Raw genomic sequence first — 23,060 nt, 5'->3', positions numbered from 1 at the left:
GAGGCGATGAGGCGCACGAACCGCTCGAGGAGAGGATCCGTTTCCCCGTCGCGGAACACCCCGTCCGCCGGTCCAAAACATTCGCGCTGGCAGGTCTCCCGGCTTGCGGAGCAGGGTTTTTCCCTTCGATCCCCGCCTTCCCGATCCCATGGGATCAGTGGCTTCGGGCATCTCTCCGGTCACGGTCGCGGGGGCGGCTGCTTTTCGAACACGAATCTTGCCGATTCGAGCCCTATCGCATTCCCTCTTCGCCTGTCGTAGGACAGGAACCAACGTTGGCCCACCATTTGCCCATGGCCGCCACTTGTCAAGCCGAAGGACCACGTCAGATGACGCCTGAACCGGATACCCCAGCGGTGGAGGAAACCGACGCCCGGCACGCCGCGAAAATGGCGAAGAAGAAGGTTGCCCGCGACAAGATCATGGCGACCAAGAGCGGCGAAAAGGGACTGATCATCGTCCATACCGGCGCGGGCAAGGGCAAATCCTCCTCCGCCTTCGGCATGATCGTCCGCTGTGTCGCGCATGGCCTGCCCTGCGCGGTGGTCCAGTTCATCAAGGGCGCCTGGGATACCGGCGAGCGCCGCCTGCTCACGGGGCACTTTGGCGATCTCTGCCAGTTCCACGCCATGGGCGAAGGCTTTACCTGGGAGACGCAGGATCGTGCTCGCGACATCGCCGCCGCGCGCGCCGGCTGGGAGAAAGCCAAGGAGCTGATATCGGATGAACGCCTGCGCATGGTCGTGCTCGATGAGATCAACATCGCGCTGCGCTACGACTATCTCGATATCGCCGAGGTCGTCGACTTCCTGCAGACGCAAAAGCCGCCGCTGACGCATGTCGTCCTCACCGGCCGCAACGCCAAGGACGAGCTGATCGAGATCGCCGACCTCGTCACCGAGATGACGCTGGTGAAACATCCGTTCCGCTCCGGCATCAAGGCGCAAGCCGGCGTCGAGTTCTGAGACTTCGGATGGCGCGCGCATTGATGATCCAGGGAGCGGGCTCGGACGTGGGCAAGTCGCTCGTCGTTGCGGGCCTTGCGCGCGCTGCAAAGCGCCGGGGCCTGCGCGTGCTCCCCTTCAAGCCGCAGAACATGTCGAACAATGCGGCGGTGACCGTCGATGGCGGCGAGATCGGCCGCGCGCAGGCGCTCCAGGCGCTCGCCGCCGGCGTCGAGCCGCACACCGACATGAATCCTGTTCTGCTCAAGCCCGAGACCGACGTCGGCGCGCAAGTCATCGTGCAGGGCAAGCGCATCGCGACGGCACGCGCCCGCGACTACGCGGCGATGAAGCCATCGCTGATGGGCGCGGTGCTCGAGAGTTTCGAACGGCTGAAGGCGCGCGCCGATCTCGTTCTGGTCGAAGGCGCCGGCAGCCCGGCCGAAGTCAATTTGCGCAAGGCCGACATCGCCAATATGGGCTTTGCCCGCAAAGCCGACGTTCCCGTCGTGCTGATCGGCGACATCGACCGCGGCGGCGTCATCGCGCAGCTCGTCGGCATCAAGACCGTGATCGATCCTGACGATGCGGCGATGATCCAGGGTTTTGTCATCAACAAGTTCCGCGGCGATCCCACGCTGTTCGATGATGGCTACCGGCTGATCCAGGACAAGACATCCTGGCGCGGTTTTGGCGTGCTGCCCTGGTTTACCCGCGCCGGCGAATTGCCGGCCGAGGACGCACTGGGACTGGGCGAGGCGCGAAAGCCCGGCCGATGCAAGATCGCGTTTCTGGCGCTGTCGCGGATTGCCAATTTCGACGATCTCGACCCGCTCAAGCTCGAGCCAGGCGTCGATCTGGTGATGGTGCGCCCCGGCGAAGCAATCCCCGGCGACGCACAGCTCGTCATCATCCCCGGCTCGAAATCGACGCGCGGCGACCTCGCCTTCTTGCGCGCGCAGGGCTGGGACATCGATCTCCTCGCGCATCACCGCCGTGGGGGTCATGTGCTCGGCGTCTGCGGCGGCTACCAAATGCTCGGGCGTAGCGTGGCTGATCCCGAGGGCATCGAGGGCCCGGCCGGCGAAACAGCCGGTCTCGGCCTGCTGGATGTGACGACAGTGATGACGCCGCAGAAGACGCTCACCCGCGTTACGGCGCGCCATGCGGGAACGAACGAGCCGATCGACGCCTATGAAATCCACATCGGCTGTACCGATGGGCCGGATCGCGCGCGTCCCTTCGCGATGCTCGACGGCGCACCGGAAGGCGCGATCTCCAGCGACGGCCGCGTGCATGGCAGCTACCTGCACGGCCTGTTCACGTCGGACGGCTTTCGCAAGGCGTTCCTCGCGAAGCTCGACATTCCCGCGACAGACCAGCCATACGGCGCCAGGGTCGAGAGCGCGCTCGACGCACTCGCTGATCACATCGAGATGCATCTTGATGTCGAAGGCCTGCTCGCCCTGGCGCGCTGAGCGTCAGCGGGCGAGCGCCGATGCAAGGCGCGACCATTCCGTCTCATCGCCCGGCAGTCCCAGACGCAACCATCCCGGCTGCTGGGTGAAGACGCGCGACCAGATCCGGCCGCGCGCGAGCTTGTCCTGTGCAGCAAGCGCATCACCGACATCGTAGAGCCGGAACAGCGGCGTGCCGCCGACCAGCCGCCATCCTTGCGCCGTCGCCGCGGCGTCGAGCCGTACACAGTCGTGGCCGAGCCGCGCCGTCGTTGCGCCGGCCCATTCGCGATCGAGCAGCGCGCGCCGGCCGATCGCTATCGCAGCCCCCGAAACCGGCCACGGCCCTGCCATCGCCGAGAGCGTTGCAATGTCCGCTTCCGCGCCGAGCACGAAGCCGAGCCGCAAGCCGGCCAGCCCATAAAACTTGCCGAACGAGCGCAGGATCAGGAGACCGCCTCGCCCCGCCTCGGCGGCGAGCGAGAGTTCGGGCAGCGCATCGGCAAAACTCTCGTCGATCACGAGGCGGCCGACGCGCGGCAAGAGTGCAAGCAGATTGGCCTTGTCATGGCGCCGACCGTCGGGATTATTGGGATTGATGACGATGGCGAGGTCAGCGCCCGCGAGCGCATCGAGACTGGAGACCTCGGCAACGTCCCAGCCGGCGGACGAAAGCACCCCGGCATATTCGTTGTAGGTCGGCGCGAGAATGCGCGCCCGTCCCTTGTGCGAAAAACTCGGCAAACACTGGATCGCCGCCTGCGCGCCGGCCATGGCGAGCAGCGGTGCTTGCGTCTTATAGGCCTGCCGTGCGGCCTCGTGCAGCGATTCAATCTCGGACCGCGCCGGCAGCACCCGAAAGGCGTGCGGTTCGATCTCGCCCACTGGATAAGGCTGCCGGTTGATGCCGGTCGACAGATCGATCCAGTCCTCGATGCGCCCGCCGAACCGCTGCATCGCAGAGTCGAGATTGCCACCATGCTCGCGCATCGCCGCCTCGTCAGATCAACGCTAATGCCGCGAGCAAGCCGCCAAGCAGCAGCATTGCGCGAATATAGAGCCGCAATCCCCGGCCGATATCGGCGGCGAGCGGATCGCGCGCACCCTCGTTCAGCCAGGGCTCATCGGTCACGGCGCCATGATAGCTGCGCGGGCCGCTCAGGCGCACGCCGAGCGCACCGGCCATTGCCGCTTCCGGCCAGCCGGCATTGGGCGAGCGATGGCGGTTCGCATCGCGCAACATGCAGGACAAGGCAACTGATGGGTGCGCTGTCACCAGCGCGAACAACAGGCCCGTCAACCGCGCCGGGATGAAATTGGCGACGTCGTCGATGCGCGCGGCCGCCCAGCCGAACCAGAGATGGCGCTCGGAGCGATGGCCGATCATGGAATCCAGCGTGTTGATCGCCTTGTAGCCGAAAATACCGGGCAGGCCGAGCAGCGCGCCCCAGAACACCGGCGCCACGATGCCGTCGGATGCATTCTCCGCAAGGCTCTCGAGCGTCGCGCGCGAAATCCCGGCCTCATTGAGGGACGTGGGATCGCGGCCGACGATCTGCGCGACCGCAAGCCGCGCCGCGTCGATGTCGCCCGACTGCAAGGGTTGCGCGACGGCGGCGACGTGGTCGTGGAGCGAGCGCAGCGCGACCAGCGGCCAGGCAAAAATCCCGAGCAGGACGGCGCGGCTCCATCCGGGAACGAGCCAGCTCTGCACCAACCCGCCGATGCCGGCGCACAGCGCGATCACGAGCAGCGCGGCGGCAGCGCCGGCGATGCGCCGCGTTGCGGGCGCATCCGCCGGTCTGTTCCAGTTGCGATCGAGTAGAGCGATTAGCCTGCCGATCCAGGTCACGGGATGGCCGATGCGCGTGAACAGTACGCCGGGCCATCCCCAGATGGCGTCCACCGTCATCGCTACCGCCATCGCGCCGGCAAAGCCCACGTCACATCTCCTTGTCGCCCGCCCTGATGCGCAAGAATTGGGGCGCAGCGCAAGCCCCTGCCCACCGATTTCGGCTTTGTCTTTGCGCCCGATTGGTGGTTAGTGCGGGTCAGAACGGAGGTTTCATGGCGGTTGTCCTGATCACGGGAGGGGCGAGATCCGGGAAGAGCCAGCGCGCCGAGGCGCGCGCCCGCAGCTTTCCCGGCCGGCCCGTCTACATCGCGACCGCGGAGGCGCTCGATGCGGAGATGGCGGAGCGGATCGCGCGCCATCGCGCCCGCCGCGGCGACGACTGGATCGAGCGCGAAACGCCGCTCGATCTCGTGGCGGCGCTCGATGCGACCGACGGCAGCGGCGCGCGGCTGGTCGACTGCCTGACGCTGTGGCTCTCCAACCTGCTCCATGCCGAACGCGATTGGTCGGGCGAGGCGGCGCTGCTCGCTGCTGCACTTCGCAGGCAACGCAGCCCGGTGATCCTCGTGACCAACGAGGTTGGCCTCGGCATCGTGCCGGACAATGCGCTGGCACGCAGTTTTCGCGATGCCGCCGGCCTCTTGAACCAGGTCATCGCCGAAGTCGCCGACGAGGTCGAGTTCGTGGTCGCGGGTCTGCCGATGAAGGTCAAGTGAGCCCATGACCAGCCGCACGCAACTCACCGCCATCGTCACAGATCTGCGCATCGGTCTGTCGCTTGCCACGATACTTCCACTCGGCCCGTCGACGCCGGTCGGCGATGGCGACATCGCGCGCGCGGGTTGGACGCTACCCGTCGCCGGCCTGCTGGTCGGTCTCCTCGGTGCTGCCGTCTATGCTCTCGCTTTCGTTCTCGGCGTGACACCAGGTCCCGCCGCGCTGCTGGCGCTTGCAAGCACGATCATCGTCACCGGCGCACTGCACGAGGACGGCCTCGCCGACGCCGCCGACGGCCTCGGCGGCGGCACGCGCGCGCGAAAACTCGAGATCATGCGCGACAGCCGGATCGGCAGTTTTGGCGTGTGCGCGCTGATCATCTCGCTGACGCTGCGCTGGAGCGCGGTCGCGGCCATCGCCGCGCCGCGCTCGGTCCTGATCGCGCTTCTGCTTGCGCATGTCGCGGCGCGCGCAGGGCTGCCGCTGTTCATGGCGCTGGTGCCGCCGGCGCGAACGGACGGATTGTCCGCCGGCGCCGGCCGTCCGGCAGGAGCGAACGCCGCCATTGCGCTCGGCCTTGGTGCCCTCGCGCTCGCGATCGGCTTTGGGCCGGGCAAGGCAATCCTTGCCGTGATCCTACTCGCCTTCATCGGACTGCTGACGACCTGGCTCGCGATCAGGCAGCTCGGCGGACAGACCGGTGATATCCTTGGGGCCTACGAGCAAGTCGCCGAGACCGCCATCCTGTTGATGGCCGCCTCGCTCTTTCATACGAGCCCGTAATGGTGTCCTTTGACAACGATTTCCGCCGGCAATTGCGCGAGCTCTTCGTCTGGCGCCGCGACGTGCGGCGCTTTCGCACCGAGCCGTTGCCCGAGGGTACGCTGGAGCGGCTGATCGACATCGCATGCCTATCGCCATCGGTCGGGCTGAGCCAGCCCTGGCGCTTCGTGATTGTCGAGGACGAGGCGCGTCGGCGCGCCGTGATCGACGACTTCAAGCTCTGCAATGCCGATGCGCTCAAAGCCTATTCCGGCGAGCGCGCCGCGCGCTATGCCACGCTCAAGCTGGCCGGCCTCGAAGAGGCGCCCGGGCATCTGGCGGTGTTCGCGGAAAAGGCCTGCGAGACCGGGTACGGCCTCGGCCGCGCGACGATGCCGGAGACTCTCGACTATTCGGTCGTCGCGGCGATCGTCTCGGCCTGGCTCGCCGCGCGCGCGGACGGCATCGGCATCGGCTGGGTATCGATCCTCAACCCGCTCCGCGTCCGCGAGATCCTCGATGTGCCGGAGACCTGGAAATTCATCGGCTATCTCTGCATCGGCTATCCCGAGGCCGAGCTCGATCGTCCCGAGCTCGAGCAGGCCGACTGGGAACGCCGGCGGCCGTCAAAGGATGTCACGATCCGCCGCTGAATTGCTCGGCTACGGCAGATTGTCGCGCAAGAAGATGTCGATGCGGATGCGCTCCTGATCAGCGCTGATCGGCTCGCCCGAGCAATGCGCGAGCAGGACGCGCGCGGCGGAGCGCGCCTCGTGGCCGGGATCCTGGTTGATGATCGCATCGATGGTGCCGCGCACCAAGAAGCGTTGCGTGTGCTGCGTGAGCTCGTGGGCGATCCAAACAACGTCGCGCGCACGCCCGGAGGCTTCCAGCGCTTCGGCGATGCCGCGATTGCCCGCGCCGCAGGAATAGATGCCGAGCAGATCGGACCGTCGTGACAACAGCTCCGCCGTCAGCACGCGCGTGCGCTCGCTGTCGTCGCGCCCCTCCAGCACCGGCAGCACGACCAGATCCGGATATTCGCTCGTCAGAATCTGGTGGAAGCCGAATTGTCTCTCAGTGTGATCGCGCAGCGACAGCGAGCCGGCAACGACCGCGACGCTGCCTTGGCGGCCCCAGAGGAAACGTCCCATCAGGGTTGCGGCCGTGCGACCTGCAGCCGGATTGTCGATGCCGACATAATGCAGGCGACGCGCGCTCGGCGCGTCCGAGACCAGGGTGACGACGGCGACGCCGCGGGCCGCGAGATCGTCGATCGCGGCGCGCACGCGCGGATGATCGAGCGCGATGACGGCGATACCGTGATAGGCCGGCGACAGCTCCTCCAAGGTGCGGGCCAGAACGTCCGGATCGAACACGTCGACGTGCAGGATATCGATGAAGCCGCGCTGGCTGGCGAGCCACTCCGCGGTGCGCCGCACCTGCTCGCTCAAATTGGTCATGAAACTGTTGCTGCCGGTCGGCAGCACGAAAGCGAAGCGAAACGTCTGGCCGCGGGCGAGCCGCGCGGCGGCGACGTCGGCGCGGTAACCGAGCTTTGCCACCGCCGCCTCCACGCGCGCCACCGTTTTAGCACGCACCCCTTCGCGACGGTTGACGACGCGATCGACCGTTGCGAGCGACACTCCGGCCATGCGCGCGACGTCTTCCAACGTCGCACGCATGGCCGGATGTATCTCGCCGCTGGTCATCCGCGCGCGGCCCACAACATGCCGCGGATCATCATGGTCCTGATCTCGGGCACGTCGAGCTCATAGGCGCGGTGGCCGAGCGAGGAATAGAACACCCTGCCCTCGCCGTAGCGCTTCTTCCAGACCACCGGCATCACCACGCCCTCGATCCAGGGCGCGTGCTCGCCGGAAAACGTCGTCGTGGCCAGCACCTCGTTGGCAGGGTCGACATGCATGTAATACTGCTCGGATCGATGCTCGAAGCTCTTCAGGCCCTTCATGATGGGGTCATCCGGCTTCGTCAAGTCGACCCTGTAGTCGATGATGTTGCCGGGATGGGCAACCCACTGGCCGCCGCAGAGGAATTGATAGTCGACCGACTCCCGGAAGGCGTCACACATGCCGCCATGATGGCCCGCGAGCCCGACGCCGCCGCGCACGGCCGCACAGAGATTGAGCGCCTCCGGCTTCTCGATCTTCGACATGGTGTAGATCGGAATGATCAGCGAGAGATCATGGATCGCGGGATCGGCGAACGCCGCCGTCGTGGTCTCGACGCGGACCTCGAAGCCTTCCTGCTTCAGCCAACCTCTTATCATCGAGGCGCAGAGATCAGGATCGTGTCCCGGCCAGCCACCCCATACGATCATTGCCTTGCGCATTGTCATGATCCTCAGTCGATCTGTCCGGTCTCGCGCGCGGCCGGCAACATCGCCGGCCGCTCGACGCGGCTCTCGATTTTGACGCGACGCCCCTCGTCGGCGGAGGTCTGGAACGCTTCCATCACCTCCAGCACATGGAAGGCGAGCGCGCCGCTGGCGCGGTGCGGCCGGTTGGTGACGATGGCGGTCGCCATATCGGCGACGCCGATCGAGCGGAATTCGCCTTCGACATGGCCGTGGGTCAGCGGCACGGTCTCCCACTCGCCGCCGGTCTTCGCCACCTGCACGTCGCCGCCGAAGCGGTTGGGATCGGGCACCAGCATGCTGCCCTTGTCGCCATAGATCTCGATTGGCGCATGCCGGTGCTTCGGCACGTCAAAGCTCATGGCGATCGAGACCACCGCCCCGCTTTCGAATTCCAGCGTGCCGGCCACATGGGTTGCGACCTCGACCGGGATCATCTGGCCGTTCATCGGCTGGCTCGTCACGAGACGCTCGGATTTCGGCCGCGCGGTCGACCCCATCACGCTCGCGACGGGGCCGAGGAGCTGCACGAGGTCGGTGATATAGTATGGCCCCATGTCCAGCATCGGCCCGCCGCCGCGCAGATAATAGAAGCCGGGTGCCGGATGCCAGCGTTCGTGGCCCGGGCACATGAAGAACGCGCTGCCAGCAACGGGAATGCCGATTGCGCCGTCGTCGATCAGCTTGCGTGCCGTCTGGTGGCCGCCACCGAGAAAGGTGTCCGGCGCGCAGCCGACCCGAAGGTTCTTTTGCGCGGCGAGATCCATCACCTTCCGCGCCTCCGCGACGTTGACGCCAAGCGGCTTCTCGGAATGAACGTGCTTGCCCGCGTTCAGCACCGCGAGGCTGACGTCGGTGTGGGCGAGCGGCACTGTGAGATTGATCACGATCTCGATATCGTCGCGCTTGAGCAGCTGGTCGACGCGCATCCCGGGCAGGCCGAACTCGGCCCCCCGTTTTTCCGCCGCATCGCTGCGCATGTCGGCGAGCGCACGAACGTCGAGAACCGGGAAGCGCTGCGCCGCCTTGAGATAGGCGGTGCTGATATTGCCGCAACCGATGACGCCGATACCGACTTTTCTCATTCTTGTCTCCGTGAGGTGTCGTTCATCCCTTGACTGCGCCTGCGGTGAGACCGGCGACGATGTGCTTCTGCGCCAAGAGAAAGAGGATGATCGTCGGCAGGATCGTCAAAGTGATGAAAGCGAGGATCAGGTGCCATTCCGACGAATATTCGCCCTGGTAAACCATGATGCCGAGCGGCCATGGATACAACGCATCGGTGTTCAGCATCACCAGCGGCAACAGATAGGCATTCCAGCTATTGACGAAGGTGATGGTGCCGACGGTGGCCAGGATCGGCCGCGACAGCGGCAGCGTCACGTAGCGGAAGAATTTGATGTAGCTGCAACCATCGACCAGCGCGGCCTCGAGCAGCTCGTAGGGGATGTCCTTGAAGAAGCGCCTAAGCAGCAGGATGCTCATGGCGAGGCTGAAGGCCACCTGCGGCAGCACGACGCCGAGATAGGTATCAAGCAGCCCGAGATCGCGCACCTTGATGAACAGCGGCAGCACGGCGGTTGCGGCCGGAAACAACAGTCCCAGCGTCAAATAGCTCAGCAGCATCGAGCTGCCGAAGAACCGGACATGGGCGAAGGTGAATGCCGCCATCGACGCGACGATCAGGGTCAGTGTCACCGTCAGCGTCGAGATGATGAGTGAATTGCGCAGAAGCTGCCAATAGCGCTGCGAGAACAGGATGTCGGCGTAGTTCTGCCATTCCCAGTGCCGCGGCAGACCGAACGGATTGACGCGCAATTCGCCGAGCGTCTTGAAGCCGCCGAGCACGGTCGCAAGCAACGGCACCGCGACGAAGATCGCGACCAGGCCAAGGAACAGCGCCTTGTACAGCACAGCGGGATCGAATGGCGCGCGGGTGATCTCGACGTTACTCATCACGCATGAACCACCGCTTGTAGGTGAAGGCGAAGGTGACACAGGTCATGAACAGGATGACGCCGATCGCGCTGCCATAGCCGACCCGCATGCGCGAGATGCCGTTGTTGTAGAGGAAGCTCACCATCGTATTCGAGGAATCCGCCGGCCCCCCGCGCGTCAACGGCATCACCAGGTCGAACAGCTGCAAGGAACCTATGATGGCGAAGAACACTGAGAGGCGGATGGTGGGATAAAGCAGCGGTATCACGACGTGGCGCAGCGTCTGCGACCGCGTTGCGCCGTCGATGCGGGCCGCCTCGATCAGGCTCTTGTCGAGGCTCTGCAATGCGGCGATGAACAGCATCATGTGGAAGCCAAAGTACTTCCAGACGATCACGATCAGCACCGCCAGCATCGCGGTGTCGGTCGAGGCGAGCAGATGCGGGGCTTCGCGGCCGAAGGCGCGCCAGATCGAGGCGACGAGGCCGTAGTCGCCGTCATAGACGAACGAGAAGATCAGCCCGGTCGCGATCTCGGCGAGGATGTAAGGCATGAAAAACAGCATGCGCAGCGCGACCGCGCCGCGGAAGCGCTCGGCGAGCATGAGGGCGAGCGTCAGCGCCAGCGGCAACTGGACGAGCAGCGAAACCGCGATGATCAGGCCGTTGTTGCGCAGCGCGAGCCAGAAGGCGCGCGTCTGGAGCACGAAGCGATAATTGTCGAGCCCGATCCAGTTGGTCGGCCGGCCAAAACCGTTCCAGCTGAAGGCGGAATACCAGGCGGCTTCCCCGATAGGCACCACGACGAACAGGGTGAACAGCAGCAGCGCCGGCGGAAGAAACAGCACGAGCACGGTGAGCCGGCCGTCCCAGCTCGGGCCGCGCACCGCGATTGGCGCGATTGCGGGCTCGACCGCGCCCATGGCGGGCGATGTCGCGATCCGTCGCGCCACGCTCAGTTGCCCTGCTTCCAGGCCGCTTCGATCGCTTTGGCCGCGTCCTGCGGGCTCATGCTGCCGCCGGCAATCTCCGCCGTGACGTCGTTGACGACGCGACCGACGGAGGGACCGAGGCTCTGGTCATAGAAGTTCTGGTGATAGTTCGATTTCGCGAGATTTTCCGCGATGCGTTTCATGAATGCGTTGTTGAGCCCGGCCTCGGCGCCCTTCACCACGGGAATGATGTAATTGCCCCCCGCAAGGCGCGTCTGCACGTCCTTGGAGACGAAGAATTTGAGGAAGTCGACAGCCTCCTTCGGCGAGCCCTTGGTGACGAGCCAGCCCGTGATGCCGCCGAGCGTATCTGATGGCGCGCCCTTGCCACCCGGCACCACCGGGAAATCGAACCAGCCGATCTTGTCCTCGCCGAGGCCCACCTTGTCGGCGGCAAGCGCGCGCTGGAGGTGATAGACGGTGCTGATGGCAAGCGTCATCGCCGCCTTGCCGTCGCCGAAATAGCCCACGGCTTGCGGATTCTTGAAGCCGAGGAAGCCGTTCTGGAACGGCTGGAGGTCCACGAGCTGCTTGAACAGCTCGCCGGATTTCTGGAACGTCTCGCCGGCAAAGCCGCCGTTCTCGCCGCGCAGCGCTGTATCGAAGGCCGGCTTGCCGCCGATCCGTACCGCAAGGTGGGTCCAGTAGAAATGCAGCGGCCATTTGTCGGCGCCGCCGACGACGATCGGCGTCACGCCCGCGGCTTTCAGCGTCTTCACCGCCGCGAGCAGATCGTCCCAGGTCTTGATGGAGGCGGGATCGACGTTGGCCTTCGCCATCAATTCCTTGTTGTAGAGGAAGCCGACCTGCGACAGCGCCGTCGGCAAGCCGTAGACGCGGCCATCCCTGCTGAAGGCGGCAAGCGCCGCCGGCGTCAGCGTGTCGGAATAACCCTTCACCTGGTCAGTAATGTCGTCGAGGACATCAGCCTCGATCTGCGCCTTCAATACGCCGCCCGCCCAGCTATAGATGATGTTGGGCCGATCCTTGGACTGGAGGATGGTCGGAAGCTTCGCCTTGTAGGCCTCATTCTCGAGGAACTGCATCTCGATCTTGACGCCGGGATGCGACGCCTCATAGGCCCGCGCCACCTGTTCCCAGATCTTGACCTGCGCGGGATTGGCCTCGATGTGCAGCCATTTCACGGTGGTGTCGGCCATTGCCGCGCCTTGCGCGAACAGCCATGCGGCAAGAGCGAGTCCCAGCCTGCTGAGCAGCCTCATCACCATTCCTCCCGACTATCGTTCTCGTCTTGCTTATGTCGTTGTCGCAATGCTGCCCTCATTTTTTGAGGTACGCAACTAAAATTCTGATCTATGCACCTCACCAAGCGTATGGCTAAGGTCCCGGACGAGTCGTTTTTGCCGGGTGAGCGTTACCCGGACACCAGTGCCGGGAGGACATCATGGCCGCCATTTATCCGGATCTTGCAGGCAAGGTCGTTCTCGTCACGGGCGGCGCGTCCGGCATCGGCGAAGCGATCGTGCGGCGCTTTGCGCAGCAGAAATCCGTCGTCGTGTTCTTCGATATCAAGGCGGAGGACGGCACCCGGCTGGCGCGCGAGCTGTCTGGCCAGGGCCTCGCGGCACATTTCCGGCATGTCGACCTCACCGATATCGCGGCCTTGCGCACCGGCGTCGCGGAGGCCCACAAGGCGCACGGCCCGATCAGCGTCCTCGTCAACAACGCCGCGCATGACGAACGGCATCCGACCGAGGAAGTGACGCCGGAATATTGGGACGACCGCATCGCCGTGAACCTGAAGCATCAGTTCTTCGCGGCGCAGGCGGTCCTGCCGGACATGAAGGCGGCGAATGCCGGTGCCATCATCAATTTCGGCTCGGTCTCCTGGATGGCCGGACAAGGCGGCATGGCCGCCTACACCGCCAGCAAGTCCGGCGTGATCGGCCTCACCCGCTCGCTGGCGCGCGACTACGGCCCCTACAACATCCGCGTCAACGCGATCGCGCCCGGCTGGATCATGACCGAGCGCCAGGTCACGAAATGGCTGACGCCGGAAGGCGTGGAGGAGCTGATGCGCCGCCAGTGCCTCAAGCGCAAGCTGATGCCCGACGAGATCGCGAAGGTCACGCTGTTCCTTGCCTCCGACGAGGCTTCAGCCTGCACATCGCAGCACTATGTCGTGGATGGCGGCTGGGTCTGATGCGAGCCGACCGATGGATACGTCCTTTCTCTCGCGTGCCCCCTTCAATCTCGACGCCCGCGCCACGGCGTGGGTCGAGGCGACCTATCGCGCGCTGAGCCTGCGAGACAAGGTCGGGCAGCTCTTCAACTTTCTGTCGCGCGGGACCGATCCGGACGAAATCGAGAGGCTCGAGCGGCTGCGGCCAGGCGGCATCACGCGGTACTTCGGGCCGGATGGCGATGGCGAGCGCGCGCGAATAGCCGTCGCGCAGAAGTCGGCGACGGTGCCGCTGCTGGTCAGCGCCGATCTCGAGGGCTCACGCATGAGCCTGCCCTTCGGGACGCAGGTCCCCAACCCGCTCGCGCTAGCGGCGATAGACGACCTCGAAGTCACCGCCGAAATCACGCGCATCATCGCCGAGGAGGCCGCGTCCATCGGCGTGAACTGGTCGTTCGCGCCGGTGCTGGACATCAATCGCGCGTTCCGCAGCTCGATCGTCGCCACACGAAGCTTTGGTGCCGACGTCGAGACGATCCGCCGCCATGCTCTCGTACACATCGACATTCTGCAACGACACGGCATCGCCGCGACCGCCAAGCATTGGCCCGGCGAGGGTTACGACGACCGCGACCAGCACCTGGTGACCACGATCAATCCGCTCCCGATGGCGGAATGGGACGCGACCTTCGGCAAGCTCTATCGCGCTGCGATCGAAGCCGGCGTGCTCTCCGTCATGTCGGCGCACATCGCCTTGCCGGCGTTCGTCAGAAGCCGGAAATCGGATCCGGGCGTCGAGGCTTTCCGCCCTGCGTCAATCAGCAGCCTTCTCAATATCGAGCTGCTGCGCCGCGAGCTCGGGTTCAACGGCCTGATCGTGTCCGATGCCAGCGAAATGGCCGGCCTCACGTCCTGGTGCCGAATGCGATCCGCGAAGTCGCAGATCATTGCCGGTGGCTGCGACATGATCTTGTTCTCGCGCGCACCGGAGGAGGACATCGCGGAGGTGCATTCGGCCGTCGAGAACGGCAACCTGCCGGCTGAGCGCTTCGAGGAGGCCGTGCTGCGCGTCCTGGCGCTGAAGGCAGCGATCGGTCTCCACGACAGGGCGCCGCTGCCAGCCGGTGGCGCGATGGCTCGGGCTTCCGACAAGGCCATTGCTGATGCGGCCTTGAGGCGCGCGCCGACCCTGGTCAAGGACACGTTGGGGCTCCTCCCCATCGATCCGCAACGACACCGGCGCGTGCTGGTCATATCGGGAGGCATCATAAACCCGCTTCACGGCGCGCCGCAGGACTTCAGTCTGCCGGACATGCTGAGGGCAGAGGGCTTCGAGGTGACGGTTTGCGCCGAGCAACCCGCCATCGATCCCGGCAGCTTCGATCTCGTGCTCTATCTCCTTGGCGAGGAGACTCTGCTCACCCGTGGTCGCGTGTTCCTCGACTGGGCGCGACTCGGCGGTGATTTCGTCGGCGCCATGCGTCGCTATTGGCACGACATTCCGACGGCCATCATCTCCTTCGGCTATCCCTATTATCTCTATGACGCGCCTCGCGTCCCGGTCTACATCAACGCCTATTGCACGATCGACGACATGCAGGCCGCCGTCGTCGACCTGCTGATGGGACGGGCTTCGTGGAACCGGAACAGCCCTGTTGATCCGTATTGCGGCCTGGAAGACGCAAGGTTCTAAGCCTACAGGCGCCTCATTCCGCGTTCGCGCGCTCCAGCGGCGCTGCTGCAACGTTGGCCTGCGGTTTTGCCTTTGCGGTCGTCGCGCGGCGGCGCTGCACCAGATACTGGTCGCCGAGCACGCCGATCAGGATCACCGTACCCATGACGGCGAAATTCAGCGAGCTCGGAATGCCCAGGAGATTGACGAGATTCTGCAGCACCTGGAGCAGCACGGTGCCGAGCACAACGCCGATGATCGAGCCCTCGCCGCCGCGCAGGGAGCAGCCGCCGAGCACGGCGGCGGCAATGGCGTAGAGCTCGTAGAAGGAGCCGTGCACCGCCGGCGAGATCGAGCGGGTGTACATTGCGATCAGGATCGCGGCGAACGCGGTCAGCCCGCCGCAGATGATGTAGGCGGAAATCACGACGCGATCGGAGCGGATGCCGGAATAGCGCGCCGCCTCCTCGTTCTTGCCGACGGCGTAGAGATAGCGGCCGAACACGGAACGGTGCAGCAGCACCCAGGCAACCGTGGCAACGATGATGAGCGCGACCACGCTGTGCGGCAGTGGAAAGCCGAGCACATTGGTGCGCCCGGCGGTCAGCCATTCCAGCGTCGGAAAGCTCGCGCCGAAGCCGAAGCCGGCGGTGGCATCCTCGGTGTAATAGCGCGCGGCGCCGCGATAGATCAGAAGTCCGCACAGCGTCACCACGAAGGGCTGGATGTGCATCCTGGTGACGAGCGTGCCGTGCACGAGGCCGATCGCAAGCCCGCCGGCGATGATTGCGGCAAAGGCGAGCATCCAGTTGACGTCGTGATTGACGATAAGATCGATGAACAACACGCCGAGCAGCGCGATGACCGATCCGACCGAGAGCTCGATCCCGCCGATGATGATGACGAAGGCTTCCGCGATCGAGAAGATGCCGAACATCCCGACCTGGTTGGCGGTGTTGGAGAGATTTCCGACCAGCAGGAAGCGCGGGTTGATGAAGGTGACGACCGCGCCGACCACGAGGATCAGGACCAGGAGGCTTAGATCTTTCTTGTTCAAGGTCCCCTCGCCCTAGATTGTGTGGCCGACCGCCAGTTGCAGCACATTGTGCTCGCTGAACTGGCTGCGATCAAGGAATCCCGAGATCGCACCTTCGTGCATCACCGCGATGCGGTCGCTCACCCCGATCACCTCCTCCATGTCGCTGGAGATCATCAGGACCGCGACGCCGGCGTCGGTCAGACGGCGCAGCATGTCGTAGATCTCCTGCTTGGCGCCGACATCGATGCCGCGCGTCGGCTCGTCGAAGATCAGGACCTTCGGCCGCATCGACAGCCATTTGGCGAGCACGACCTTCTGCTGGTTGCCGCCGGACAGTGAGCCGACGGCGGTTTCGACGTCAGGCGTGCGGATCTTGAGGCGCTCGCGCTGGCGGCGGGCGTTCTCGGTCTCGCGCGCAGTGTTCACGAGCCAGAGCCGCAAGTAGGATGACAAGTCCGGCAGCGAGATGTTTTCGGCGATCGAGACGTCGAGCAGGAGGCCGGAACTCTTGCGATCCTCAGGGACAAGGTAAATGCCGTGCTCGATCGCAGCGCGCGGGCTGGCAATACGGACCGGCGCGCCGTCCAGCCTGATCGCGCCGCCACGCAGGGGATCGACGCCGAAAATGGCCCGCGCGAGTTCCGTGCGCCCCGAGCCGACCAGGCCGGCAAGCCCCAAAATCTCGCCGCGGCGCACCGACAGGCTGACGGCGCGCTCCGGATAGGTGTCGGTGACGGCTTCGACGATGTCGAGCACGGCCTCACCGGGAGCAGCTGCCGGCGGAACGTACAGCGATCTGAGGTCGCGCCCGATCATCAGGCGGATCATCGCCGCCGGCGAGAGCTCCGCGCGGGTCAGCGCGCCGACCATGCGCCCGTCGCGCAGCACCACCGCGCGATCGGCGCATTGCATCACCTCGTTGAGGCGGTGCGTGATGAAGATGATGCTGACGCCGTCGGCCTTGAGGCCCGCGATGACCCGCATCAAGCGGTCCGTCTCGGTCAAGGTCAGGCTCGAGGTCGGCTCGTCCATGATGACGAGGCGCGCATCGAGCGAGAGCGCCTTCATGATCTCGACGAGCTGGTGCTGGGCGAGCGACAACTCGGCGAGCGGCGCGTCGGGTTCGAAATCGGCGCCCAGCCGTTCCAGCAAGGGCCGCACCTTGGCATAGAGCGCCTTGCGGTCGATCAGCCGCAACGGCCCGCCATGCACCGGCTCGCGCCCGATGAAGACGTTGCCGGCGACGTCGAGATTGTCGAAGAGGTTGAGCTCCTGGTGAACGAAGGCGATGCCGGCCTGGATCGCCTCCCCCACCGTGAACGAGCCCCGCTCGACGCCGTCGACCCGGATGAGACCGCCGCTCGGCTCGACGACGCCGCCGAGCACGCGCATCAGGGTCGACTTGCCGGCGCCGTTCTCGCCGATCAGCGCAATCACCTCGCCCGGCGCGACCTTGAGGTCGACGTGGTCGAGGGCGACCACGCCGGGATAGGTCTTGCTGATGTCGACCAGTTCGAGGAACGGCTCAGGCATTGGCTGCGAGCAGCGCTGACACCCCCTATTTCTTGAGCATCGCTTTCATCGAGGCCATGAAGTCGTCGACATTCGACTTGTCGATGACCTTGCCGGGAACGATGATGATGCCGTTCGCCGGAATGCCCGACTTGTCGCCGCCGATATAGCTGGCCATCAGCTTCATGCCCTGATAGCCCCACTCGAACGGCTGCTGCACGACCGTGCCGACGATGCTGCCTTCCTTGACGCCGCCGAGCGTGATCGGATCCTCGTCGAAGCCGATGATCTGGATCTTGCCGAGCTTGCCGGCCTCCTTCAGCACCTCGTAGATGCGCGGCGTGTTGTAGGAATAGAAGCCGACGAGGCAGCTCACGTCGGGCATAGCGGCGAGGATGTCCTCGACATTGCGCTTGGCCCGGGTCTGGTCGATCTCATCGCCGCGGACATCCACGAGCTCGACCTTCGAGCCCTTGATCGTCTCCTTGACGCCCTCGATACGCTCGCGGGCGTTGTCGGCTCCGGGAAGGCCGACGAAACCGACGCACTTGCCGCCGTTCGGCAGTGCCTTCAACATCATCTTGCCGGCATCCTTGCCGAGATCGGTGTTCGACGAGCCGATATAGCCGACACGCTTCGAGGCCGGCGCGTCGCTGTCGGTGGTGAACAGCAGCGCCTGCGAGGCGATCTTGTTGAGATGTTCGGTCTGGTTCTTCGGATCGACGGCGCTGACCATGATGCCGGCGGCACCCGCCGCGACGAGGTCGTCCATCACCCGCTGCTGCACGGCGGCCGCGGCCTGTTCTGGATATTTGAACTGAAGCTCGTAATTGGGCAGTTCGCCCTGCGCCTTCTTCACGCCGGCTTCGGCGATCTTCCAGAAGTCGGACGCGCCGTTGACGACGAAGGCCAGAACCTTCTTGTCCGCCGCGTTGGCCGAGCCGAGACCCAGCGCGACCGCGAACACAACGGATACACCTGCAACCAAGAGACGCTGCATTCATCCCTCCCTTTTGAGCGGTTGACCGTCGTTCGCGGCCAACTCTTCATGTCATTTACGCAAGCCGTCCTGTTTCTCCCCGAACCCAAGCAACGAAGCCCGGCTCCAAAATCAGCGGAGGTCGCGGCGCCGTCGGCTTTAGCCTACCCGGAAGAAAAATGAGGCACGCACCTCAAACGTACCAGAATCCCGCCGGGCGTGCAACCGAGGGCTCGGCTCGCTTCGATAGGGCGAGGCAAATCAGTCCTGCAGCCCGGATGGAGCGCAGCGGAATCCGGGACGAACGCCGCCCGTGGCGAGATACCCCGGATTGCGCTGCGCTCCATCCCAGCTACTCCACCAAACCAAAATATCGAAAACAACCCCATGCAAAGGAGTCGATGACGACCGGCGCGACGCCTTGCGGATTTTACGAAATCGTTTGACACGTCGGGCAAATCACTGGCAAGATGCCATCATCGACGTGCGCGGTCAGACTCAGCATGGCGGATCATCAGCACCGTCATTGCGAGCGCAGCGAAGCAATCCGGATATCTTTTCGCGGCGGGATTCTAGATTGCTTCGCTGCGCTCGCAATGACGACGTGGAGAAAGTTCTGCGCCACAATGCTCGGTCGCGTGCGCCGGGCGCAAGACTGCGAATGAACATTCACAGGCGCCGACCTTCCTCATTTGTGATCGCAACGCTTTCGCGCTATTCACAGCGGCTGGAACAAGCCATCGTGCAACCCATTTCATGACAGGGCAGTCCGCGCGTCCCCTCGCCCCGGTGGCGGTCGACCGCCGCAATTTCATTCGCCTTGTCGGCGCATCGGCCGCGGGATGGCTTGCGCTCGGCGCATCGCCGGACCGGGTGCGCGTCGTCGCCTCCCTGATTGGACTGCCGCTCGGCGATCCGCTGACCAACCGGAGCGCACCGGAGAGCGCGGCCTCGCGACTGAGCGCACTGATCCAGGGCATGACCGAACGGGGATGGGTGGAAGGCGTCAATGTCCGCTATGAGACCCGTTCGAGCTTCGGCGGCCCTGCGCAGCAGGAAGCTGCGATCCGGGAAATCCTCGCACTCAAGCCGGACGTGATCCTGACCTCGTCGACGAACGAGACTGCGGCTCTGATGGCCGCCACCAAGACGATCCCGATCGTGTTCGCGACCTCCAACGATCCCGTCGGCAACGGCTTCGTCGAGAGTCTCGCGCGCCCCGGCGGCAACGTCACCGGCTTCACCAACGGCACCGCCGAAATGGGCGGCAAATGGCTTCAACTGCTGCGCGAAGCAGCTCCCGCCATCTCGCGCGTCGGTGTGCTCTTCAATCCGGCGACCACACCCCGCGCCGGGCGCTTCTTTCTCGACTCGATCGAATCCGAAGCCGCGTCCATGGGCGTGAGCGTCTCGCCAGTGCCGGTCAACGACGCAACCGGAATAGACCAGGCCATCCGCGGCTACGCCGGTCCCCCGGCGGGCGCGATGATCGCGCTCGTCGACCCGTTCCTCGTCATCAACCGGCGCGCCATCGTCGCGGCCGCCGCGCAGCACCGCGTGCCGATCATCTATCCCTTCCATTATTTCATCGACGTCGGCGGGCTGATGAGCTACGGCGCTGCCCTCGAGGTGCGCTCGGCGGACTATGTCGACCTCATCCTGCGCGGGACCAGGGCCGGCGACCTTCCGGTGCAGTCGCCGCGAAAATACGAGCTTCTGATCAACCGCAAGGCCGCCGACGCCCTGGGGCTGAAACTGCCGGCCACGTTGCTCGCGCGCGCCGACGAGATCCGCGAGTGAACGAGCCGGCGGACCAGGACACCTCGCGCGCGCCTCCGAGCCGGCTGTTTCGCAAGTATCTCTACTCGTTCGTCGCGCTCGCCTTCGCGGCGCTCGCCGTCAACACCTCGCTCGAGGTCTGGTTCTCCTACCGCGAGCAGAAGCAGCTTCTTGCGGCGACCCAGCGCGAACAGGCGGCATCGGCGGCGATCCAAATCGGCCAGTTCATCGGTCAGATCGAAAGCCAGCTCAGATGGCTGTCGCGCCTGCCGCCGGATCTGTCGGCCCAGGAGGACGAGCGGCTCAACGCCATCCGCCTCCTGCGCCTCTCGCCCGCCATCGCCGAGATCGCATCGCTCGATGCTCGCGGACGCGAGCAGGTCCGCGTGTCGCGCCGCCTCGCCGACAAGGTCGGCAGCCAGGCCGATCTTGCGGCCTCGCCGGCCTTTCTCGGTGCCAGGGCGAGCGGCATCTATTACGGACCGATCTACTTCTTCGGCGATACGGAGCCGTTCATGACGCTTGCCGTCCTCGGCGGCGGAAACGATCCGCAAGTCATGGTCGCCGAGGTCAATCTGCGCTTCATCTGGGACCTCGTCGCGAGGATCAAGGTCGGCAGCACCGGCAAGGCCTATGTCGTCGACCGCAAGGGACAGTTGATCGCGCATCCGGACTTGTGGCCTGCGCTGCGCCACACCGATCTCTCCGGGAGCCCCGACGTCCAGGCGGCGCTTGCCGGCGTTCCGCCCGCCGCGGGAGGACTCGTCAGGGATGACCTGTCGCAGCGGCGCGTGCTCTCGACCTACGCAACGGTCCCTCCGCTCGGCTGGCTCGTCTTCGTCGAACTGCCGGTCAGCGAAGCCTATGCGCCGATTTACGCCTCCATCGGGCGCTCGACATTCTTGCTGGTCGCCATGCTCGCATGCGCAGTTCTGGCGGCATTCCTGCTCAGCCGGCGCATGACGGTCCCCATCCAGGTATTGACGCAGGGCGCAAAGCGGATCGGCAGCGGCGATCTCTCCCTGCGGCTCGCCATCAAGACCAATGACGAGCTGGAGGCGCTCGGCGACCAGTTCAACGTGATGGCCGCGCACTTGCGCGACTCCTACGCGACGCTGGAGCGCAAGGTTGCCGAACGTACGGCCGAGCTCGAAAAGGCGCGCGATCATGCGCTCGCCGAGCATGATGCCGCCGAACGCGCCCGCAGCGCCGCCGTGCAGGCCAACGAGACCAAGTCGCGCTTCCTGGCCGTCGTCAGCCATGAGCTGCGCACACCGCTCAACGGCGTCATGGGCGTGTTGCAGCTGCTCGACGACGGCAGCCTGAACGAGGCGCAGCGGCGACACCTCGCGACCGCGGCCGGATCCGGTGAAACCCTGATCGCATTGGTCGATGCAATCCTGGAATATGCGCGGCTGGAAGCGAGCACGGAAGCGCTGGAGACCCGCGATTTCCGCCTCGACCAGCTGATCCAGACGGCCGCCGACCTGATGCGTCCGCAGGCGGTGGCGAAGGGGCTTGCATTCGACCTCTCCTGCGATGCGAGCCTCAATGCGCATGTGCATGGCGATCCGGTGCGGCTCAATCGCGTGCTGCTCAATCTCATCGGCAACGCCGTCAAGTTCACCTCGAAGGGCAGCATCACGCTCAAGGCCGCGCTCGAGCCGCAGCAGGATTCCCTGCTGCTCCGCGTATCCGTCGCCGATACCGGCATAGGCATCGCGTCCAACATGCACGAGCGGGTCTTCGAGGATTTCGTGCAGGCCGACGACAGCATTGCGCGACGCTTCGGCGGCACCGGACTGGGACTTGCGATCGCCCGCCGCCTGACGCGACTGATGGGCGGGGACGTGACGATGGAGAGCACGCCGGGCTCCGGAAGCGTGTTCCACCTCGCAGTTCCGCTGGGACTTGCCGAGAAAGTCGCCTCTCAAGGCGCTCCACGCGCGCCGTCGCGCGCGCTACGCGTGCTGCTCGTCGACGACGATCCCGTCAATTGCGAGATCGGCGAAGCCATGCTCAGCCGGCTCGGGCACCAAGCCGTGATTGCCACCGACGGCGCATCCGCGGTCGAGCAGGCTCGCAACGCTGTGTTCGACGTCATCCTGATGGACCTGCACATGCCCGACATGGACGGCGTGGAGGCTGCGGCGCGCATCGGGCAGCTTCGATTGCAGCAGGCACCGCGCATCATTGCGGTGACCGCGGACGTCTCGCGGAGCGCGCGCGAGCGCCTTGCCGGTGCCGGGATCAGCAAGATCGTCGGCAAGCCGATCCTGATCAAGGACCTGCGCGACGCGCTCGAAGACGATCCGCAAGAGGGATCGGAGACAGCCCGGCTGGCCGCAGGCACGCTGATCGATGAGCGCTTCCTGAGCGATCAGAAGGAGCTGCTGGGCGCGCAGCAGATCGCCAAGCTCTGCGAGCTGCTCGAAGCGACGAGTGAAACGCTTGTTGCAGACATGATAAAGGCCGCAGCCGCAGATGATCGCGTGCAGCTTGCGAAATGCGCGCACCGGCTCGGCAGCGCCGCCAGCGCGCTTGGCCTCGTCGGTCTGTTCGAAGCCTGCAACGCGATCGAGCTTGCGGCCGCATCGATGTCGATCGCGGAGTGCCGGACCGCTGCGCGCGAGCTGGACACGCTCCGGCAGGCATCCCTGCATGCGCTGGCTGGCCTGATCCGCTCCGAAGAGAAGCACGCGCCCGCGCCGGAGTCCCGGCGGACCAAAAAGAGGCCCGCCAACCGGGGCGGGCAGGATTTCTAAGGGAGGAAGCGCCCTGACATAGGGAGCGCTATGCAATCTCGTCGATTCGATTGGAAACGGTAAGATCGTATAACTACTGTCATCTGCGTCTGCCTTGTTGCTAGCGAGGCCGGCCGCAGGACCATCGCGA

General features: G+C 65.3%; 20 protein-coding genes and 1 riboswitch. Of the genes, 9 read left to right on the top strand and 11 right to left on the bottom strand.

Going from position 1 to position 23,060, the window contains the following annotated elements:
- Positions 1 to 71: 71 nt before the first annotated feature.
- Positions 72 to 289, bottom strand: a riboswitch (cobalamin riboswitch).
- A 40-nt stretch (positions 290 to 329) separates the two neighbouring features.
- Entirely contained in the window at positions 330 to 965 is a 636-nt protein-coding gene (gene cobO / locus QQL28_RS05550) for a cob(I)yrinic acid a,c-diamide adenosyltransferase (RefSeq protein ID WP_284262029.1), read from the top strand.
- Between the two features lie 8 nt (positions 966 to 973).
- Positions 974 to 2,422 carry a cobyric acid synthase gene (locus QQL28_RS05545; protein WP_284262027.1) on the top strand — a complete coding sequence of 483 codons (1,449 nt, stop codon included), beginning with the start codon at positions 974 to 976 and terminating at the stop codon, positions 2,420 to 2,422.
- Positions 2,423 to 2,425: 3 nt separating this feature from the next.
- Here QQL28_RS05545 and cobD read toward each other — a convergent pair whose 3' ends face one another.
- Entirely contained in the window at positions 2,426 to 3,391 is a 966-nt protein-coding gene (gene cobD, locus QQL28_RS05540) for a threonine-phosphate decarboxylase CobD (RefSeq protein ID WP_284262025.1), read from the bottom strand.
- Positions 3,392 to 3,401: 10 nt separating this feature from the next.
- Positions 3,402 to 4,343, bottom strand: a complete 942-nt coding sequence (gene cbiB, locus QQL28_RS05535; RefSeq protein ID WP_284262023.1) for an adenosylcobinamide-phosphate synthase CbiB — start codon at positions 4,341 to 4,343, stop codon at positions 3,402 to 3,404.
- A gap of 125 nt (positions 4,344 to 4,468) precedes the next feature.
- On the opposite strand from cbiB, the gene cobU reads away from it, so the two are divergent.
- The 3 genes from cobU to bluB are packed head-to-tail and all read left to right on the top strand — an operon-like array spanning position 4,469 to position 6,388.
- On the top strand, positions 4,469 to 4,972 hold the full coding sequence (gene cobU / locus QQL28_RS05530; protein ID WP_284262021.1) for a bifunctional adenosylcobinamide kinase/adenosylcobinamide-phosphate guanylyltransferase: 504 nt from the start codon (positions 4,469 to 4,471) through the stop codon (positions 4,970 to 4,972).
- A 4-nt stretch (positions 4,973 to 4,976) separates the two neighbouring features.
- On the top strand, positions 4,977 to 5,756 hold the full coding sequence (locus QQL28_RS05525) for an adenosylcobinamide-GDP ribazoletransferase (RefSeq protein WP_284262019.1): 780 nt from the start codon (positions 4,977 to 4,979) through the stop codon (positions 5,754 to 5,756).
- Positions 5,756 to 6,388: a 5,6-dimethylbenzimidazole synthase gene (gene bluB, locus QQL28_RS05520; RefSeq protein ID WP_284262018.1), complete on the top strand. Its 633-nt coding sequence runs from the start codon at positions 5,756 to 5,758 to the stop codon at positions 6,386 to 6,388. Before QQL28_RS05525 ends, bluB begins: the two co-directional genes overlap by 1 nt.
- Before the next feature lie 9 nt (positions 6,389 to 6,397).
- Here bluB and QQL28_RS05515 read toward each other — a convergent pair whose 3' ends face one another.
- From QQL28_RS05515 to QQL28_RS05490, 6 genes are read right to left on the bottom strand one after another with little or no spacing between them, the layout of a single operon-like run.
- Positions 6,398 to 7,420, bottom strand: a complete 1,023-nt coding sequence (locus tag QQL28_RS05515) for a LacI family DNA-binding transcriptional regulator (RefSeq protein WP_284262015.1) — start codon at positions 7,418 to 7,420, stop codon at positions 6,398 to 6,400.
- Positions 7,421 to 7,443: 23 nt separating this feature from the next.
- Positions 7,444 to 8,088 carry a ThuA domain-containing protein gene (locus QQL28_RS05510; protein WP_284262013.1) on the bottom strand — a complete coding sequence of 215 codons (645 nt, stop codon included), beginning with the start codon at positions 8,086 to 8,088 and terminating at the stop codon, positions 7,444 to 7,446.
- 11 nt (positions 8,089 to 8,099) lie between these two features.
- Positions 8,100 to 9,197, bottom strand: a complete 1,098-nt coding sequence (locus tag QQL28_RS05505) for a Gfo/Idh/MocA family protein (RefSeq protein WP_284262011.1) — start codon at positions 9,195 to 9,197, stop codon at positions 8,100 to 8,102.
- Between the two features lie 22 nt (positions 9,198 to 9,219).
- Positions 9,220 to 10,068, bottom strand: coding sequence for a carbohydrate ABC transporter permease (locus QQL28_RS05500; RefSeq protein WP_284262009.1), 849 nt, complete (start codon positions 10,066 to 10,068; stop codon positions 9,220 to 9,222).
- Entirely contained in the window at positions 10,061 to 11,002 is a 942-nt protein-coding gene (locus tag QQL28_RS05495; RefSeq protein WP_284262007.1) for a carbohydrate ABC transporter permease, read from the bottom strand. The genes QQL28_RS05500 and QQL28_RS05495 overlap by 8 nt, the downstream gene beginning before the upstream one ends.
- A 2-nt stretch (positions 11,003 to 11,004) precedes the next feature.
- Positions 11,005 to 12,264 (bottom strand): ABC transporter substrate-binding protein, encoded by a 1,260-nt coding sequence (locus tag QQL28_RS05490; RefSeq protein ID WP_284262005.1) that lies wholly within the window; start codon positions 12,262 to 12,264, stop codon positions 11,005 to 11,007.
- Positions 12,265 to 12,446: 182 nt separating this feature from the next.
- Here QQL28_RS05490 and QQL28_RS05485 point away from each other — a divergent pair, with 182 nt between their 5' ends.
- Both QQL28_RS05485 and QQL28_RS05480 read left to right on the top strand, forming a co-directional pair.
- Positions 12,447 to 13,205, top strand: coding sequence for an SDR family NAD(P)-dependent oxidoreductase (locus QQL28_RS05485; RefSeq protein WP_284262003.1), 759 nt, complete (start codon positions 12,447 to 12,449; stop codon positions 13,203 to 13,205).
- Positions 13,206 to 13,218: 13 nt separating this feature from the next.
- Positions 13,219 to 14,877 (top strand): glycoside hydrolase family 3 protein, encoded by a 1,659-nt coding sequence (locus QQL28_RS05480; RefSeq protein WP_284262001.1) that lies wholly within the window; start codon positions 13,219 to 13,221, stop codon positions 14,875 to 14,877.
- 13 nt (positions 14,878 to 14,890) lie between these two features.
- Here QQL28_RS05480 and QQL28_RS05475 read toward each other — a convergent pair whose 3' ends face one another.
- Genes QQL28_RS05475 through QQL28_RS05465 form a run of 3 tightly spaced genes read right to left on the bottom strand, consistent with a single transcriptional unit; the run spans position 14,891 to position 18,407 of the window.
- Positions 14,891 to 15,913: an ABC transporter permease gene (locus tag QQL28_RS05475; protein ID WP_284261999.1), complete on the bottom strand. Its 1,023-nt coding sequence runs from the start codon at positions 15,911 to 15,913 to the stop codon at positions 14,891 to 14,893.
- A 12-nt stretch (positions 15,914 to 15,925) separates the two neighbouring features.
- Positions 15,926 to 17,428 carry a sugar ABC transporter ATP-binding protein gene (locus tag QQL28_RS05470; RefSeq protein WP_284261997.1) on the bottom strand — a complete coding sequence of 501 codons (1,503 nt, stop codon included), beginning with the start codon at positions 17,426 to 17,428 and terminating at the stop codon, positions 15,926 to 15,928.
- Positions 17,429 to 17,453: 25 nt separating this feature from the next.
- Positions 17,454 to 18,407: a sugar-binding protein gene (locus QQL28_RS05465; protein ID WP_284261995.1), complete on the bottom strand. Its 954-nt coding sequence runs from the start codon at positions 18,405 to 18,407 to the stop codon at positions 17,454 to 17,456.
- Positions 18,408 to 19,142: 735 nt separating this feature from the next.
- Between QQL28_RS05465 and QQL28_RS05460 the strand changes: the two genes are divergently transcribed.
- Positions 19,143 to 20,186 (top strand): ABC transporter substrate-binding protein, encoded by a 1,044-nt coding sequence (locus QQL28_RS05460; protein WP_284261993.1) that lies wholly within the window; start codon positions 19,143 to 19,145, stop codon positions 20,184 to 20,186.
- Positions 20,183 to 22,930: a hybrid sensor histidine kinase/response regulator gene (locus QQL28_RS05455; RefSeq protein WP_284261991.1), complete on the top strand. Its 2,748-nt coding sequence runs from the start codon at positions 20,183 to 20,185 to the stop codon at positions 22,928 to 22,930. The genes QQL28_RS05460 and QQL28_RS05455 overlap by 4 nt, the downstream gene beginning before the upstream one ends.
- Positions 22,931 to 23,060: the final 130 nt, after the last annotated feature.

This window comes from Bradyrhizobium iriomotense (assembly GCF_030160715.1).
Taxonomy (GTDB): domain Bacteria; phylum Pseudomonadota; class Alphaproteobacteria; order Rhizobiales; family Xanthobacteraceae; genus Bradyrhizobium; species Bradyrhizobium iriomotense.
This window is presented reverse-complemented; position numbering and strand designations above follow the sequence as displayed.